The sequence below is a fragment of the Pseudomonas lactucae genome (assembly GCF_016937615.1).
GTDB lineage: Bacteria > Pseudomonadota > Gammaproteobacteria > Pseudomonadales > Pseudomonadaceae > Aquipseudomonas > Aquipseudomonas lactucae.
In genome coordinates this window covers 21357-36747 of the sequence record NZ_JAFHKI010000074.1, presented here as the reverse complement: position 1 = coordinate 36747, position 15391 = coordinate 21357, and the positions used below count along the sequence as shown (strand labels likewise).

Genomic DNA, 15391 nt, shown 5'->3' with positions numbered 1-15391 from the left:
AGAGCTTGAAGGCTCTTCCCCTATTTATGACGTTTACCACCTTGGGCTACAGGAGTAGCCAGGGTGACTGTCGGGGGTACTTAAGCCAAGGTGGCTTTAGCTTTCTCGACAATCGCAGCAAACACCGCTTTTTCGTTCACGGCCAGTTCAGCCAGAACCTTACGGTCGATTTCGATGGACGCTTTTTTCAGGCCAGCGATGAAACGGCTGTAGGACAGACCGTTAACACGTGCACCAGCATTGATACGAGCGATCCACAGAGCGCGGAACTGACGTTTTTTCTGACGACGGTCACGGTAGGCGTATTGGCCAGCCTTGATTACCGCTTGCTTGGCAACACGGAATACGCGTGAACGCGCGCCGTAGTAGCCTTTAGCAAGTTTCAGAATTTTTTTGTGACGCTTACGGGCAATGACGCCACGCTTTACACGAGCCATGAGTTACTTCCTCTATTCTTGATCCAAAAATTAACGAAGGCGCAGCATGCGCTCGACTTTTGCCACGTCAGACGGATGCAGCAAGCTGCTACCGCGCAGTTGACGCTTACGCTTGGTCGACATTTTGGTCAGGATGTGGCTCTTGAAAGCGTGCTTGTGCTTGATACCGTTAGCAGTTTTCAGAAACCGCTTAGCAGCACCACTTTTAGTCTTCATCTTTGGCATGTTCGGATACTCCGCATTCAGTTGATAAACATAATCAGAAGGCCTGCCGTGCCCTGTTGATTACTTCTTCTTTTTCGGGGCGATGACCATGATCAGTTGGCGTCCTTCCATCTTAGGATGCTGTTCGACCGAACCGTACTCAAGCAGGTCAGCTTCAACCCGCTTGAGGAGTTCCATCCCCAGCTCCTGGTGGGCCATCTCACGGCCGCGGAATCGCAAGGATACCTTGGCCCTGTCCCCATCACTCAGGAAACGTACCAGGTTGCGCAGTTTTACCTGGTAATCCCCTTCCTCCGTCCCTGGACGAAACTTGATTTCTTTTACTTGAATCTGCTTCTGGTTTTTCTTCGCCGCAGCAATCTGCTTCTTCTTCTCGAAGATCGACTTGCCGTAGTCCATCACCCGGCAAACAGGCGGGACTGCGTCGGCGGAGATTTCCACCAGGTCCAATTTGGACTCTTCAGCGATACGAAGCGCTTCATCAATCGAGACGATGCCAATCTGCTCGCCGTCAGCGCCAATTAACCGAACCTCGCGTGCCGAGATATTCTCGTTGATCGGGGCTTTCGGTGCAGCTCGTTTATCTTGTCTCATTTCACGCTTAATAATAATTACTCCGAATCTGGGCGACCACGCCGGGAAACCGCTTGCGCGAGGAACTCAGCGAACTGGGCGACGGGCATCGAGCCCAGGTCAGCACCTTCACGAGTACGCACAGCGACAGTCTGCATCTCGACTTCCCGATCTCCGATAACCAAAAGATAGGGAACCTTGAGCAAAGTATGCTCGCGGATTTTAAAGCCGATCTTTTCATTTCTCAAGTCGGACTTGGCACGAAATCCGCTTTCGTTGAGAGTTTTTTCAACTTCAGCGGCAAAATCTGCCTGTTTATCAGTGATATTCATGATCACTGCCTGGGTCGGAGCCAGCCACGCAGGGAACGCGCCCTCGTAGTGCTCGATCAGGATACCGACGAACCGTTCGAACGAGCCGAGGATCGCCCGGTGCAGCATAACCGGGTGTTTGCGGCTGTTGTCTTCGGAAACGTATTCGGCTCCCAGACGGATCGGCAGGTTAAAATCGAGCTGCAGGGTACCACACTGCCAGACGCGACCAAGGCAATCTTTCAGCGAGAACTCGATCTTGGGCCCGTAAAAGGCGCCCTCCCCCGGCTGCAGATCGTACGCAAGGCCCGCACTGTCGAGCGCTGCGGCCAGTGCCGCTTCGGCGCGATCCCACAGCTCGTCGGAACCGACACGTTTTTCCGGACGAGTGGACAGCTTCATCTCGACTTCGGTAAAGCCGAAATCGCGATAAACGTCCATGGTCAGCTTGATGAACGCGGCGGATTCGGCCTGCATCTGCTCTTCGGTGCAGAAGATGTGGGCGTCGTCCTGAGTGAAGCCGCGCACACGCATGATGCCGTGCAGCGCACCCGATGGCTCGTTACGGTGGCAGGCACCGAACTCGGCCAGGCGCATCGGCAATTCGCGGTAGCTCTTCAGGCCTTGGTTGAACACCTGCACGTGGCACGGGCAGTTCATCGGCTTGATGGCGTAGTCGCGGTTTTCCGACTGGGTGGTGAACATGTTGTCGGCGTAGTTGGCCCAATGCCCGGATTTCTCCCACAAGCTGCGGTCAACGACTTGTGGCGTCTTGATTTCCAGGTAACCGTTTTCGCGCTGAACCTTGCGCATGTACTGCTCAAGCACCTGGTACAGGGTCCAGCCGTTCGGATGCCAGAACACCATGCCCGGCGCTTCTTCCTGGAGGTGAAACAGGTTCAGGCGCTTGCCGATCTTGCGGTGGTCGCGTTTTTCGGCTTCTTCGATGCGCTGGATGTAGGCCGCCAGTTGCTTCTTGTCAGCCCAGGCAGTGCCGTAGATCCGCTGCAGTTGTTCGTTCTTCGCGTCGCCACGCCAGTAGGCGCCGGACAGCTTGGTCAGCTTGAACGACTTGAGAAAGCGCGTGTTCGGCACGTGCGGACCGCGGCACATATCGACGTATTCTTCGTGGTAATACAGACCCATGGCCTGCTCGTCCGGCATGTCTTCCACCAGACGCAGCTTGTAGTCCTCGCCACGGGCGGTGAACACGTCGATCACTTCGGCGCGCGGGGTGACTTTCTTGATGACGTCGTAATCTTTTTCGATCAGCGCGTGCATGCGCTGCTCGATGGCCGCCAGGTCGTCCGGCGTAAAAGGACGCTCGTAGGCGATGTCGTAATAGAAGCCTTCATCAATGACCGGGCCGATCACCATCTTCGCGGTGGGGTACAACTGCTTGACCGCATGGCCAATCAGGTGCGCGCAAGAGTGGCGAATGATCTCCAGCCCCTCTTGATCCTTGGGCGTGATGATTTGCAGGCTGGCATCGGCGGTGATCAGGTCACTGGCATCGACCAGTTTGCCGTCTACCTTGCCGGCCACGGTGGCCTTGGCCAGGCCGGCACCAATGGATGCGGCGACCTCGGCTACCGAAACCGCATGATCGAATGAACGTTGACTGCCGTCGGGAAGAGTAATAGTTGGCATGGCGCCTCCTCTCCTAGTGGTGACCCCTACCAAAGGTCACGTGGGTTGGGATGAGCCAGTACAAGATCCAATACCAGGCCGTTCAAATGATGAACGCCTGCCTTACAGCGGCAGGAGCCTTTCGGCCAACCGATAATCGAACCAGAGTGACTGGAGTGAGCTGAAAAGAACATGGCAAGGCGGCAAATGGCGCACCCGTAAGAGCCAGGGCAACGATGCTAGCACAGATGAACGGTCATCGCGCCGACGCCCGCTGATGCAAAGACAAAATAGCGGCAAAAGTGAACTTGGGCTGTACGCAAGCCCTCAAACCCACTGAGAATCGCCGTTCGTCCTCGACCCAAAGGAGCATCCTCATGATGCGTTTTACCTCTACCCTCGCTCTAGCCGCTTCCCTGACCCTGCTTTCCCTAGGCGCACAAGCTGCGGCCCCGTCGAACTGGCCTGCCGGTGCCCGCGACAGTTTCGTCAGCGATTGCAGCGCGGCCGCCAGCCAGAACGTGGACGCCAAGACCGCCAAAGCCCACTGCGAATGCGGCGCCGACAAGATCAACGCCGAATTGAGCACCGCCGAAATCAAGGAGCTGATGACCAACCAGAACGCCAGCCCGGAGCTCAAAAACAAAGCCGTGGCGGCTATTTCTTCCTGCAAAGTCGTGAAGAAAAAGTAAGAACGACCCGCGATCAGACGGATTTTCAGCCGTAAAAACAGCCTGAAAACTGCCATTTCGCACAAATTACGCAGCTTTTACGGCTTTTTTTACCAGCTGATATTTCGTGCTAAAGCCCCGTAAATCGGGGCTTTCAGCCAACACAGCGCCTAAACGCAACGCTATTGATTAGCAAACAGTGCCTTGGGGGGGCTCCCAAGTCGAACATTTCGACTATGATAGCCCGGTGTGCCCAGTTGGCCTGAGCAGCACAGCACTACTGAAAATATATGTTTCTTGGAGATACACCATGTCTAATCGCCAAACCGGCACCGTTAAATGGTTCAACGATGAAAAAGGCTTCGGCTTCATCACTCCTCAAGGTGGCGGTGACGACCTGTTCGTACACTTCAAAGCTATCGAAAGCGACGGTTTCAAAAGCCTGAAAGAAGGCCAAACCGTTTCCTTCGTGGCTGAGAAAGGCCAAAAGGGTATGCAAGCTGCACAGGTTCGCCCAGAGTAATTTCTGCGCCGATCTAAAAAACCCCGTCCATGTGACGGGGTTTTTTATGGGCGCTGCAAAAGCCTTGAAGCGATCAGCCGCAATTGACGCGCGTAATCACCAGATTGTCGTCGGTATTGAGATTGAGGCGATCGGAACGGTATTCCAACGTGATCATGTCGTTGGGCTTGAGGATCCGCGCGTTCTGCGCACCGGCACGAGTGCGGGCCTGTTCCAGCAACTGCGGCGAAGCCTTCTGGCCGACGGTGAATTCGGCGGCCTTTGCCTCACAGCGACTATGGCCGGCGTCGGTCACGGCGGCGTCTTTGCCTGGCTCAGAGGCACCCGGAGTGCTGCAACCCGCCAGGGCGAGTGCTGCCAACAAAGTACCGAATGATGCGAGCTTCCAAGGCATGAAGCCTCCTAATGATAAAAATGGACAGAGATCGTGCGACAGCGGCCTGATAGATTGGTTTCAAGACGTAAACCGTCGATGGGCAAGTCTGCCTGAGTCTCGACAGGCATTCGCCCAGTCAATCGTGACCAGATATGAACGTAATCAATAGATATCAATGTAGTCAAAGGCAGGCTTTGGCCAATTCTGCTTCAGCGCGTTGAAAATCTGCCTGACCCAGACCTCGTCGCTGGCGGCCACATTACCGACATAGCCGGAGCCCTTGGCCCAGGTCTCCAGACGGAACAGCAGGCCGCCGATATCAGTGCCGCCCACTATCCCGGAAGAAATATAGGCGATACCCGCCTTGGTGACACGCAATTGAGCATGTTGATCGTCGCTGGCGCTGGCGAGCAATTGACGCACGTTATCCAGGGTCAGGTTCTCGGGTTTTTTCAAATCGATCTGCACGCGGTGTTCCCCGGCCATTCAACAATGGGCCAGTGTCGCACAGCGCGGGCCTCACTTCGAAACACTTCATGCCTAAGTAGCAGAGCCAAACACTGCGCAAAAATGCTTAACTGCGCCCATTAGAGCCGCATTCCAGCGCATTGCCCCGCATTTCTACCCGTGAGACTTTCATGACCACCGTAACGCTCCAAGCCGATATCAAAGCCAAGTGGCCCCTAGGACAAAGTTCCTACAGCCCCGGCAGCCCGGAAGAATTAGCGATCATCGGTATCGACCTGCTGGTCAAGGAACTGGGCACTCAAGCCGCGCAGGCTTTTATAGGCCAGGTATTCGAGAAATACCCGGCCGATCACCGGGGCGCACACAACCCCGAGCGCGGATAAGACCAGTCGACGAGCGCCGACCGGTAGGGGATTTACTTAAGGCGCGCCAGGCGCTCGGTCAGCAGATCGAAAAAGCCTTGGGCGTCGCCGCTCTCAACCCAGAATGCGTTCTTCGGCTGTTTCAGACCATCGTACCAATCAACGATGGTTTGGCCGAAGGTCGGGCCTTCGCGGCTGTCCACCACGACATTGACCTCACGCCCGCTGAACAGCGATGGCTTGAGCAGGTAGGCAACGACAGTGGCGTCGTGCACAGGCCCACCCGGGATACCGTAGTGCTCCATGTCCCCCTTGACGTATTCGTTGAGAATATCGCCAACGATCTTGCTCGCGTTATTCTTGATATCGGCGATCTGCTTAAGCCGCGCCTCACTGGTCAAGACCTTGTGGGTCACATCCAGTGGCAGGTAGGTCAGCTTGACGCCGCTCTTGAGCACAATCTCGGCCGCGATCGGGTCGGCGAACAGATTGAACTCGGCCACCGGCGTGATATTGCCGCCGTTGAAATGCGCGCCGCCCATCACCACCACTTCCTTGATGCCCTGGGTGATTTCCGGGTCCTGAGTCAATGCCAGCGCAAGGTTGGTCTGCGGACCGAGCATGGCAATCGTGATGCTGTGAGGTTTGGCTGCGCGAAGGGTCTTGATCAGGTAATCAACCGCATTACCCTCGGCCAAGCCCTTTTTGGGTTCGTGCACGGCCACACCGGAAATGCCTTCCTTGCCGTGGATATTCTCGGCATAGATCGGTTTGCGCAGCAGTGGCGCCGGGGCACCGGCGTACACCGGGATGTCCTCGCGCCCCGCCCACTCGCGGGCCAGGCGCGCGTTGCGCGAAGTCTTGTCCAACCGCACATTGCCGGCCACGGTGGTCAGCGCACGGATGTTCAATTCGTCCGCAGAGGCCATGGCGAAGAGCAAGGCCACTACATCGTCGGCGCCTGGGTCGGTGTCGATGATCAGATCGATTTTTTCCGCCGCTTGGGCGCTGGCTGCTGTGAGCGCGGACAAAAGCAGGACACTCCGAAACAGATTTCTCAGGATGGGAAGACCACGTTGCATAAAACACTCCTTGTCGTTGGGGAACTCTAGAACGTTACGCCGGACACCAGCGCGATGTTGCAATAAGGCTGGCATTCGCCTGTGCGCACAACAGCCCGCGCCTTGCCGCTGAGCTGCTTGAATACGTCATGACTCACCAGACACCGCTCACCGAGGGCAGCCTGTTCCGTCAGGGTAGTCAACTCAGCCAATGCGGGCGGCTGCTTGAGCAGGATTTCTTCGGCCAGCACGTGGCTTTCAACCTGCATTTCACTCAGCACAACACGCAGCGTGCTGATGAAGTCAGGAATGCCCTGGGTCAATGCCAGGTCAATCAATTCGACACCCGGCGGCACCGGCAGGCCAGCATCGCCGATCACCAGGATATCGCCGTGCCCCAGGGAGGCGATGACGCGCGACAGGGCAATATTGAGCAGCGGAGTCTTTTTCATGAGGGCACAAAACCTTGTACGTCGAGCAGCGTAGGAATGGAGGGTTGCGCACCGGCGCGAGTGACCGACAGCGCCGCCGCGACCTGGCCGAAACGGATGGCCTCGGCTTCGCTCTTGCCATTGGCCAGCGCCGCGCAGAAGCCGCCGACAAACGTATCGCCGGCGGCAGTGGTATCCACGGCCTGGACCTTGGGCGCAACCAGCTGTTCAAAACCCTGGCCATCAGCAAACAACGCGCCTTGGGCCCCCAGGGTGATGATGACTTTGCCGGCACCCGCCTTGATCAACTCGGTTGCCGCACGCTTGGCGCTGTCGAGGGAGTCGACGGTCACGCCACTGAGCGCGGTGGCTTCACTTTCGTTGGGAATCAGGTAATCGATCAAGGCGTACCACTCGGCGGGCAGCGGACCACTGGCCGGCGCCGGGTTGAGGATGACCGTCTTGCCCAGTTCGCGACCGCGCTTGAGGGCATACCCCACGGTGTCCATCGGCACCTCCAGCTGGCAGACAATTACCTGCGCCGCCTGCAACACCGCGTCAAACGCCTGCAGCGAGGCTGGCGTCAGTTCACCGTTACTGCCGGCGACGATGACAATCGCGTTCTGGCTGCTGTCATCCACCACGATCAAGGCGACGCCGCTGGAGCCGTCCACGGTGCTGACCGCCTGGCAATCGATGCCTTCCACCCGCAACGCATCCCGCAGTTGAGCACCGTAAGCATCAGTGCCGACGCAACCGATCATTGCCACTTCGGCCCCCAGGCGAGCAGATGCGACAGCCTGGTTGGCGCCCTTGCCGCCCGGCACTGTCGAGAATGTCTGGCCGATCAGGGTTTCACCGGCACGCGGCAACCGGCTGGCGCGGGTGACCAGGTCCATGTTCAAGCTGCCTATAACCACTACTTTTGCTGGCATACATCAATACTCATCAATTCGGTTCAGCGGTATTGGGCGAACGCACCGGCGACGGGCGCCGTCGACTCACGCAATACGATGCTCGGCGTCACGATCCGTTGATCGATCGGCAGTTGGGGTGTTGCGATTCGTCGCAGGAGAAGCTCGGCCGCCGTCTCGCCCAGTTGCAGGATCGATTGCCCGACCGTAGTCAGCGCCGGGTACACATAACGGCCCATTTGAATGTCATCGAAACCGATCACCGACAGTTCGCCGGGCACGCGGATATTACGCTCCGCAGCCGCACGCAACACGCCGAAACCAATCATGTCGTTGCTGGCAAAAATCGCGCTGGGCGGGTTCTGCGCCAACAGTTGCACAGCAGCGGCGTAACCGCCGGTGCTGGTGAAATCACTTGCCTGGATGCGATGGGCCGCCACGTCGATACCCGCCTCGCGCAACGCACGCTGATACCCCGCCAGACGCATCTGCGCCACGCGGGTATGCGCCGGGCCGCCAATGCAGGCGATGTCACGATGCCCCAGCTCGAGCAAGTGCCGGGTCGCCAGGTAGGCGCCCTCCTCGTGATCGATACGGACCAGGTCGACATCAATCCCATCCAATGCCCGGTCGACAATCACCATGGGCGTGCGCACCGCGCTCAAACCTGCCGCCAACCCACTGTCGTCGCCGCCCACCGAGGTCACGATCAGGCCGTCGATGCGTTTTTCGAGCAACACGCGCAAATAGCTGCGCTGCTTTTCTGCGTTGTCGTCGGAGTTGCAGAGGATCACGCAGTAGCCGTTACGCTCACAGTAATCCTCGATGCCGCGCGCCAACTCCGCGAAATACGGGTTGAGGCTGTTGGGCACCAGCAAACCGATGGTCGCCGTGGTCTTGGCCTTGAGCGAGCGCGCCACCGCACTGGGCACGTAGTCGAGCTGCTTGATCGCCGCTTCGACCTTGATGCGTACCGGCTCGCTCACAGGGCGCGTCTTGTTCACCACATGGGATACCGTGGTGTAGGAAATACCTGCAAGCGCTGCCACATCCTTGATCGTTGCCATGGCTCAGCCCCGCCGACTGGCGCGCTGGCTGCGGTAGGTATCGAGGACCACGGCAATCACGATCACCGCACCGGTGATGATGCGTTTGGTCGGCTCCGTGGCACCGATTTGCGCCAGGCCCGCGGCCAATACCGAAATAATCAACACACCGAAGAACGTACTGATCACCGAGCCACGCCCGCCCATCAAACTGGTGCCGCCGATCACCACCGCGGCGATCACTTGCAACTCCAGGCCGGAGCCGGCGTTCGGGTCCGCCGCTTCGAGTCGCGAGATCTGGAACAACGCCGCCACACCCGCGAGCAGGCCCATGAGGCTGAATACCAGGATCTTATAAGGCTTGGGATTGATACCGGCCAGGCGCACGGCTTCCTCATTGGTGCCGATGCCGATCAGGTAGCGACCGAATACCGTACGCGTCAGCACCAACTGCGCAGCGATGATCACCAGTAACGCGATGATAAAGGATGGCGAAATACCGAACGCAATCGGGTTGGACAGCCAGGCGAACGAATCACCGATATAGGCCGTGCGCGAACCGGTCATCTGGTACGCCACGCCACGGGCCATTTCCAGCACGCCCAGGGACACTATAAACGAAGGGATGCGCCAGGCCACAGTGATCGAACCGGTCAGGGTACCGGCCAATGCCGCACAGCCCATGCCGAGCACGGCGGCAGGCAACACGCTCCAGCCCCAGCTCAGGATCGCCACACTGACCGCCGATGCCGCCAACGCCAGCACCGAGCCCACCGACAGGTCGATGCCGCCGATGATCAGGATGAAGGTCATGCCGACCGCCAGCACCATCAAGTCCGGAATCTGGTTGGCCAGGGTGCTGAATGTATCGTAGGACAGGAAGTGGTCGCTGAGCACCGAGAACAGCGCGATCATCGCCAGCAACGCGCCCGCCAGGCCCAGATAGGTGCCCAGGCCGTAGAAGTTGCCGCCAGTTTTACCGGGGGAAGTTGTGGTTTTCATGGGGTATTCCTAGGCGCGGCATCGTTGAGCAGCGCATCACGTTTCTGATAGCCGGCAAACGCGGCGGCGAGCAATTCGTCCTGGGTCCAGCTGTCGCGCTCGAAGGTGTCGATCAAGCGACCGGCAGACAGCACACCGATGCGATCGCAGATCAGCATGAGCTCGCGCAGGTCGCTGGACACCACCACCAACGCTTTGCCCTGGCGGGTCAGTTCACCGAGCAAGGCATAAATGTCGAACTTGGCACCGACGTCGATACCACGCGTCGGCTCATCGAACAGCATCACCTGGCAGTCGCGCTCCAGCCAGCGGCCGATCACGACTTTCTGCTGGTTACCGCCCGACAGCTCGGACACCAACTGCGCCGGGCTGGAACTGCGGATGCGCATGGCGTCGACCTGGCGCTTGGCCAGCGCGGTTTCGTCGCGGCGGTTGACGATGCCGCCAGCGGAAATGTCCGGCATGTTGCCCAGCGCGATATTCGCGCTGATGGATTGGGTCAGCAGTAAACCTTCGCCTTTGCGGTCTTCGGTGATCAGGGCGATGCCATGGCCCACCGCGTCGACCGGCGAGCGGATGCTCACCACCTGCGCCGGCGAGCCCAGGGCGACAGTGCCGCTGTCGGCCTGGTCGGCGCCGAAGATCAGGCGCAGCAATTCGGTACGGCCGGCGCCAATCAGTCCGGAAATGCCATAGATCTCGCCGGCACGCACTTCAAAGGAAACGTCGCAAACCTTGTCCGAGCGGGTCAGGCCTTTGACCGTCAAGGCCGGGCCACCGATGGTTCGGGGGCCAGGTCGATGTGTTCGCCCAATTCGCGGCCGACCATCAAGGTCACCAGTTGCTCGCTGTTGTAATTGGCCATCGGCTCGACACAGACCAGCTTGCCGTCACGCAGTACCGCAATGCGTTGCGCAACACGCGCCAATTCTTCGAGCCGGTGTGAAATGTAAATGATCGCCACGCCGCGGGCCTGCAGGCGGGTGATTTGCTCGAACAACATCTCGACTTCACGGGCCGTGAGCATGGCCGTGGGTTCGTCGAGGATCAGCACATGGCAGTCGCCGATCAGGTTGCGGGCGATCTCGACCATTTGCTGGTGACCAATGCCCAGGCTGCCGACCAGGGTATCCGGGTCGATGGCATCCAGGCCGACCTGGGCCATGGCCTCAATGGCGGCCTTGCGCAGTTGCTTGCGACTGATCCAGCCAGCGCGACTGGGCAGGTTATGCAGGAACAGGTTTTCAGCCACGGTCAATGTCGGCAGCAGGTTGAGTTCCTGCATGACCATGCGCACGCCGAGCTCTTCAGCCTGGGTGCGGCTGGCGGGACGGTAATCCTGACCATTGAATTGCATGTGCCCGGTGGTCGGCACGACCAGCCCGCCGATGATCTTCGACAAGGTACTTTTGCCTGCGCCGTTTTCACCGGTCAGCGCCAGCACCTCCCCACGGTTGAGTGTGAGGGTGATGTCGGACAGAACCGGTTGGGCATAGGTCTTACCGATACCGCTGACCGAGAGGACAGCGTTCGGGGCGGAAGATGACATAGGAAAATCTCCAGGCGTCCGCCCAGGGCGAGCGGACGCTGTTGGGTACCGCGAGAATTACTGCTTGATGACGAGTTCGACCGGGGTTTCGATCACGCCGTCGGTGGCATCGACTTTCTCACCCTTGACCAGCTTGAGCGCGTTCTGGATACCGAACACGGCTTGTTGCGCAGCGGCCTGGTCGGCGGTGGCCAGTACGCGACCATCCTTCAGCATTGGCTTGATGGCTTCGATATTGTCGTAGCCCACGACCAGCACTTTGCCAGCCTTGCCGGCTGCACGAACGGCGGAGACGGCGCCCAGGGCCATGTTGTCGTTACCGGCCAACAGCGCCTTGAGATCCGGGTATTCGCTGAGCATGGCCGACGCGACTTTCTGGCCCTGGTCGATTTCCCAGTTACCGGATTGGGTGGACACGATCTTCATGCCGGCAGCGTCCATCGCATCCTTGAAGCCTGCGGTGCGCTGTTGGGCGTTGGTGGTGGTAGGTACGCCTTCGATGATGCCGACCTTGTCGCCCGCCGCCAGTTGCTTGGCCAGATAGTCACCCACCAGCTTGGCGCCTTTGCGGTTGTCCGGGCCCACAAACGGGATATCGAGTTTTTTGCTTTTGAGCACGTCCGGATCCAGGCGGTTGTCGATGTTGACCACCTTGATACCGGCGTCGGCGGCTTTCTTCAGCACGGTGACCAGTGCCTTGGAATCGGCGGGTGCGATCACGATGGCATTGACCTTGGACAGGATCATCTGGTTGACGATGTCGATTTGTGCGCTGGTGTCGGTTTCGTTCTTGATGCCGTTGGTGATCATGTCGAAGTCAGCGGCGTGAGATTTCTGGTAGTCCTTGGCGCCCTCTTGCATGGTCACGAAAAATTCGTTGGCAAGGGACTTCATCACCAGGCCGACCTTGGGTTTGGCGGCGGCGTCATCAGCGAATGCAGAGGACAGGGGTAGAGCGGCGGATGCGGCAGCAAGCACAGCGACAGCAAGAAGACGTCCTGCAAATGGCAGCTTCATGGGTGTACTCCGATCTTATGATTATTGTGAGCAACGCCTGCACCGAAGAACGCTTCGGCGGCCCGCCCACCCGGGGGGCTGATACGAGCGTTCACGCCGACTCGGGGAGCCCTGCGTGAAACATCTCGCAAACGTTTGCGTTGATCGAACTATGCGAACCTTGTCGAGTTTTGTCAACGGGAGAAAACAACCTTTCACGCACGGCACCCTTCTCTCGCCCCACCTGGCCGCCATCCTCTCTCCTACCCCGCGATGCGATTGTCCGCAACGACAGACCTCGACGTTTAACCCAGGACTTTTCCATCAGACTTTTCGGGCAACCGAACACAATCCCACCGGTTGTTCGGAAAGCCGGACAAGCGCTGGGGACGATACATACAATACCCAGCATAAAATCTTATAAATCAATAGCTTAATTTAAACTTACAAACCTCTTCGGCCTGGTACGGATTCTGCTCCTAACCCTGCGCTCGTGGCGCTCAGAATCGCCCGGGTGTTCTAGATGAACCGGCTACAGCACTCATCAAAAACCAGAGAGAAGAATAATGAAATCTGCACTGAAGAACTTTGTTCCGGGCGCGTTAGCCCTACTGCTGCTGTTCCCCGTTGCCGCCCAGGCAAAGGACGTTGAATCCAAGGCCAAATTGTCCAATGTGGTGATCCTCGCCACCGGCGGCACCATTGCCGGCGCCGGCGCCAGCGCGGCCAACAGCGCCACCTACCAGGCGGCCAAGGTCGGTATCGAACAATTGATCGCCGGTGTTCCTGAGCTTAGTCAGATCGCCAACGTGCGTGGCGAGCAAGTGATGCAAATTGCGTCCGAAAGCATCAACAACGAAAACCTGCTGCAACTGGGTCGCCGCGTCGCCGAGCTGGCTGACAATAAGGACGTGGATGGCATCGTGATCACCCACGGTACCGACACCCTGGAAGAGACCGCCTACTTCCTCAATCTGGTGGAAAAAACCGACAAGCCTATCGTTGTCGTCGGCTCGATGCGCCCAGGCACCGCCATGTCGGCCGACGGCATGCTCAACCTGTACAACGCCGTCGCCGTGGCAGGAAGCAAGGATGCGCGCGGCAAGGGCGTCCTGGTAACCATGAACGATGAGATCCAGTCGGGTCGCGACGTCAGCAAGATGATCAATATCAAGACCGAAGCGTTCAAGAGCCCATGGGGCCCATTGGGCATGGTGGTTGAAGGCAAATCCTACTGGTTCCGCCTGCCAGCCAAGCGTCACACCATGGATTCGGAATTCGACATCAAGACCATCAAGAGCCTGCCGGACGTTGAAATCGCCTACGGCTACGGCAACGTGAGCGACACCGCCTACAAGGCCCTGGCCCAGGCTGGCGCCAAAGCCATCATCCACGCCGGTACCGGTAACGGTTCGGTGTCGTCCAAGGTGGTCCCTGCCCTGGTCGAACTGCGCAAGCAGGGTGTGCAAATCATCCGCTCGTCCCACGTGAATGCCGGCGGCATGGTGCTGCGTAACGCTGAACAGCCTGACGACAAGTACGACTGGGTCGCCGCCCTGGACTTGAACCCGCAGAAAGCACGGATTCTGGCGATGGTCGCCCTGACCAAGACCCAGGACAGCAAAGAGCTGCAACGGATGTTCTGGGAATATTGATGCCTGACTGACCCCGGTTGGGGTGAGGGAACGAACGCCCTCACCCCATTGCGCTCGCTTCGATAACACTCCCGCCTTACACCAAAACTCCCGATTAGCTGTCAGACGAACTTCTTGAAATTTAAGTAGTTGCGAAATCACTTACAGTTAAATACTGTATGTGCGTACAGCTTATCAAGGAATACTCCGTGACAAAGTCCTCTTCCGCAGCGCCAACCTCGCCCGATGCCTACGAACGCTTGGCCATTCGCGTGCAAAAAATCATCAATTCCACCAACGCTCAAAAAGCCAAAGCCGCCCTGATCTTCCGATTGCCGGACGAGCCCGAGGATGAGTGGCAGCGCTTGCTGGAGGAAATCGCGGAGAACGACAACGTCACCCTTGCCTATCGGGACGATGGCGGTGTGCAGATTTTCTGGGTTGTGCCGAAGGAAGATTGACTCAATGAATGCGCGTTTTATTGCATTGTGTTGCCTGTTTTTTGCCTTCAGCGCCTACGCCCAGGCGCCTCGAACGTTCACCGAAGCCAAGAAAATCGCCTGGAAACTCTACGCGCCACAATCCACGGAGTTCTATTGCGGCTGCAAATACACCGGCAACCGCGTGGACCTCAAGGCCTGTGGCTACATTCCCCGTAAAAACGCCAACCGCGCGGCACGTATCGAATGGGAACACATCGTGCCGGCCTGGCAGATCGGCCATCAGCGTCAGTGCTGGCAGAACGGCGGGCGCAAGAACTGCACACGCCATGACGACGTGTTCAAGCGCGCCGAAGCCGACTTGCACAACCTGGTGCCGAGCATCGGCGAGGTCAATGGCGACCGCAACAATTTCAGTTTTGGCTGGCTGCCAGTGCAAACCGGTCAGTACGGCTCATGCCTGACCCAAGTGGACTTCAAGGCCAAGAAGGTGATGCCGCGCCCTTCGATTCGCGGAATGATCGCGCGTACGTATTTCTACATGAGCAAGCAGTACGGGTTGCGCCTGTCGAAACAGGACCGCCAGCTGTACGAAGCCTGGAACAAGACCTACCCGGTGCAACCCTGGGAGCGCCAGCGCAACCAGACCGTGGCCTGTGTGATGGGGCGCGGCAATGAGTTTGTCGGCCCGGTAAACCTCAAAGCCTGCGGTTGAACAGGGGCGGCACTGCCGCCCAAAGGGC

The 15391-nt window shown here is 58.5% G+C and carries 18 protein-coding genes and 1 pseudogene; 6 read left to right on the top strand and 13 right to left on the bottom strand.

From position 1 onward, the window contains the following. Positions 1 to 80: 80 nt before the first annotated feature. Genes rplT through thrS form a run of 4 tightly spaced genes read right to left on the bottom strand, consistent with a single transcriptional unit; the run spans position 81 to position 3196 of the window. Entirely contained in the window at positions 81 to 437 is a 357-nt protein-coding gene (gene rplT / locus JWR98_RS15080; protein ID WP_003174975.1) for a 50S ribosomal protein L20, read from the bottom strand. Positions 438 to 467: 30 nt separating this feature from the next. Beyond that, entirely contained in the window at positions 468 to 662 is a 195-nt protein-coding gene (rpmI, locus tag JWR98_RS15075; RefSeq protein ID WP_002553160.1) for a 50S ribosomal protein L35, read from the bottom strand. A gap of 60 nt (positions 663 to 722) precedes the next feature. After that, on the bottom strand, positions 723 to 1274 hold the full coding sequence (gene infC, locus JWR98_RS15070) for a translation initiation factor IF-3 (RefSeq protein ID WP_169850653.1): 552 nt from the start codon (positions 1272 to 1274) through the stop codon (positions 723 to 725). Continuing rightward, the gene (gene thrS, locus JWR98_RS15065; protein WP_078733897.1) at positions 1274 to 3196 is read right to left on the bottom strand and encodes a threonine--tRNA ligase; all 1923 of its coding nucleotides are present in this window, start codon (positions 3194 to 3196) and stop codon (positions 1274 to 1276) included. The genes infC and thrS overlap by 1 nt, the downstream gene beginning before the upstream one ends. Positions 3197 to 3552: 356 nt before the next feature. Between thrS and JWR98_RS15060 the strand changes: the two genes are divergently transcribed. After that, positions 3553 to 3867, top strand: a complete 315-nt coding sequence (locus JWR98_RS15060) for a hypothetical protein (RefSeq protein WP_015884935.1) — start codon at positions 3553 to 3555, stop codon at positions 3865 to 3867. Positions 3868 to 4156: 289 nt separating this feature from the next. Then, positions 4157 to 4369 carry a cold-shock protein gene (locus JWR98_RS15055; RefSeq protein WP_003179963.1) on the top strand — a complete coding sequence of 71 codons (213 nt, stop codon included), beginning with the start codon at positions 4157 to 4159 and terminating at the stop codon, positions 4367 to 4369. A 73-nt stretch (positions 4370 to 4442) separates the two neighbouring features. Here JWR98_RS15055 and JWR98_RS15050 read toward each other — a convergent pair whose 3' ends face one another. Continuing rightward, positions 4443 to 4763, bottom strand: coding sequence for an I78 family peptidase inhibitor (locus tag JWR98_RS15050; protein ID WP_078733898.1), 321 nt, complete (start codon positions 4761 to 4763; stop codon positions 4443 to 4445). A gap of 144 nt (positions 4764 to 4907) precedes the next feature. After that, positions 4908 to 5213, bottom strand: a complete 306-nt coding sequence (locus JWR98_RS15045; protein ID WP_078733999.1) for a hypothetical protein — start codon at positions 5211 to 5213, stop codon at positions 4908 to 4910. A 170-nt stretch (positions 5214 to 5383) separates the two neighbouring features. Between JWR98_RS15045 and JWR98_RS15040 the strand changes: the two genes are divergently transcribed. Then, complete coding sequence (locus JWR98_RS15040) at positions 5384 to 5596, top strand: hypothetical protein (RefSeq protein ID WP_078733899.1); 213 nt, start codon at positions 5384 to 5386, stop codon at positions 5594 to 5596. Between the two features lie 32 nt (positions 5597 to 5628). Here the strand turns inward: JWR98_RS15040 and JWR98_RS15035 are convergent, their stop codons facing one another. The 7 genes and pseudogenes from JWR98_RS15035 to JWR98_RS15005 form a co-directional block, all read right to left on the bottom strand. After that, a complete protein-coding gene (locus JWR98_RS15035; RefSeq protein WP_003174983.1) occupies positions 5629 to 6657 on the bottom strand; it encodes a nucleoside hydrolase in 1029 nt (342 codons plus the stop codon). A 26-nt stretch (positions 6658 to 6683) separates the two neighbouring features. Beyond that, positions 6684 to 7088 carry a D-ribose pyranase gene (rbsD, locus tag JWR98_RS15030; RefSeq protein ID WP_078733900.1) on the bottom strand — a complete coding sequence of 135 codons (405 nt, stop codon included), beginning with the start codon at positions 7086 to 7088 and terminating at the stop codon, positions 6684 to 6686. Next, positions 7085 to 8002: a ribokinase gene (gene rbsK / locus JWR98_RS15025; RefSeq protein WP_205490439.1), complete on the bottom strand. Its 918-nt coding sequence runs from the start codon at positions 8000 to 8002 to the stop codon at positions 7085 to 7087. The genes rbsD and rbsK overlap by 4 nt, the downstream gene beginning before the upstream one ends. A 23-nt stretch (positions 8003 to 8025) precedes the next feature. Beyond that, positions 8026 to 9048: a LacI family DNA-binding transcriptional regulator gene (locus JWR98_RS15020; protein WP_003174986.1), complete on the bottom strand. Its 1023-nt coding sequence runs from the start codon at positions 9046 to 9048 to the stop codon at positions 8026 to 8028. Positions 9049 to 9051: 3 nt separating this feature from the next. After that, a complete protein-coding gene (locus JWR98_RS15015) occupies positions 9052 to 10029 on the bottom strand; it encodes an ABC transporter permease (protein WP_003174987.1) in 978 nt (325 codons plus the stop codon). After that, positions 10026 to 11578, bottom strand: a pseudogene (locus JWR98_RS15010) (sugar ABC transporter ATP-binding protein). The gene JWR98_RS15015 and the pseudogene JWR98_RS15010 overlap by 4 nt, the downstream one beginning before the upstream one ends. 57 nt (positions 11579 to 11635) lie before the next feature. Next, complete coding sequence (locus JWR98_RS15005; RefSeq protein ID WP_078733903.1) at positions 11636 to 12595, bottom strand: sugar ABC transporter substrate-binding protein; 960 nt, start codon at positions 12593 to 12595, stop codon at positions 11636 to 11638. 545 nt (positions 12596 to 13140) lie between these two features. Here JWR98_RS15005 and JWR98_RS15000 point away from each other — a divergent pair. The 3 genes from JWR98_RS15000 (at position 13141) to JWR98_RS14990 (ending at position 15363) form a co-directional block, all read left to right on the top strand. Continuing rightward, complete coding sequence (locus JWR98_RS15000; protein WP_078733904.1) at positions 13141 to 14229, top strand: asparaginase; 1089 nt, start codon at positions 13141 to 13143, stop codon at positions 14227 to 14229. Positions 14230 to 14417: 188 nt separating this feature from the next. Beyond that, complete coding sequence (locus JWR98_RS14995) at positions 14418 to 14669, top strand: DUF1654 domain-containing protein (protein WP_205490438.1); 252 nt, start codon at positions 14418 to 14420, stop codon at positions 14667 to 14669. 4 nt (positions 14670 to 14673) lie between these two features. Next, a complete protein-coding gene (locus tag JWR98_RS14990; RefSeq protein WP_078733906.1) occupies positions 14674 to 15363 on the top strand; it encodes an endonuclease in 690 nt (229 codons plus the stop codon). Positions 15364 to 15391: the final 28 nt, after the last annotated feature.

Excerpts from the sequence above, each read along its gene's own strand:
- rplT (WP_003174975.1), bottom strand. The coding sequence starts at position 437 with ATGGCTCGTGTAAAGCGTGGCGTCATTGCCCGTAAGCGTCACAAAAAA.
- rpmI (WP_002553160.1), bottom strand. The coding sequence starts at position 662 with ATGCCAAAGATGAAGACTAAAAGTGGTGCTGCTAAGCGGTTTCTGAAA.
- thrS (WP_078733897.1), bottom strand. The coding sequence starts at position 3,196 with ATGCCAACTATTACTCTTCCCGACGGCAGTCAACGTTCATTCGATCAT.
- JWR98_RS15060 (WP_015884935.1), top strand. The coding sequence starts at position 3,553 with ATGATGCGTTTTACCTCTACCCTCGCTCTAGCCGCTTCCCTGACCCTG.
- JWR98_RS15055 (WP_003179963.1), top strand. The coding sequence starts at position 4,157 with ATGTCTAATCGCCAAACCGGCACCGTTAAATGGTTCAACGATGAAAAA.
- JWR98_RS15050 (WP_078733898.1), bottom strand. The coding sequence starts at position 4,763 with ATGCCTTGGAAGCTCGCATCATTCGGTACTTTGTTGGCAGCACTCGCC.
- JWR98_RS15040 (WP_078733899.1), top strand. The coding sequence starts at position 5,384 with ATGACCACCGTAACGCTCCAAGCCGATATCAAAGCCAAGTGGCCCCTA.
- JWR98_RS15035 (WP_003174983.1), bottom strand. The coding sequence starts at position 6,657 with ATGCAACGTGGTCTTCCCATCCTGAGAAATCTGTTTCGGAGTGTCCTG.
- rbsD (WP_078733900.1), bottom strand. The coding sequence starts at position 7,088 with ATGAAAAAGACTCCGCTGCTCAATATTGCCCTGTCGCGCGTCATCGCC.
- rbsK (WP_205490439.1), bottom strand. The coding sequence starts at position 8,002 with ATGCCAGCAAAAGTAGTGGTTATAGGCAGCTTGAACATGGACCTGGTC.
- JWR98_RS15020 (WP_003174986.1), bottom strand. The coding sequence starts at position 9,048 with ATGGCAACGATCAAGGATGTGGCAGCGCTTGCAGGTATTTCCTACACC.
- JWR98_RS15015 (WP_003174987.1), bottom strand. The coding sequence starts at position 10,029 with ATGAAAACCACAACTTCCCCCGGTAAAACTGGCGGCAACTTCTACGGC.
- JWR98_RS15005 (WP_078733903.1), bottom strand. The coding sequence starts at position 12,595 with ATGAAGCTGCCATTTGCAGGACGTCTTCTTGCTGTCGCTGTGCTTGCT.
- JWR98_RS15000 (WP_078733904.1), top strand. The coding sequence starts at position 13,141 with ATGAAATCTGCACTGAAGAACTTTGTTCCGGGCGCGTTAGCCCTACTG.
- JWR98_RS14990 (WP_078733906.1), top strand. The coding sequence starts at position 14,674 with ATGAATGCGCGTTTTATTGCATTGTGTTGCCTGTTTTTTGCCTTCAGC.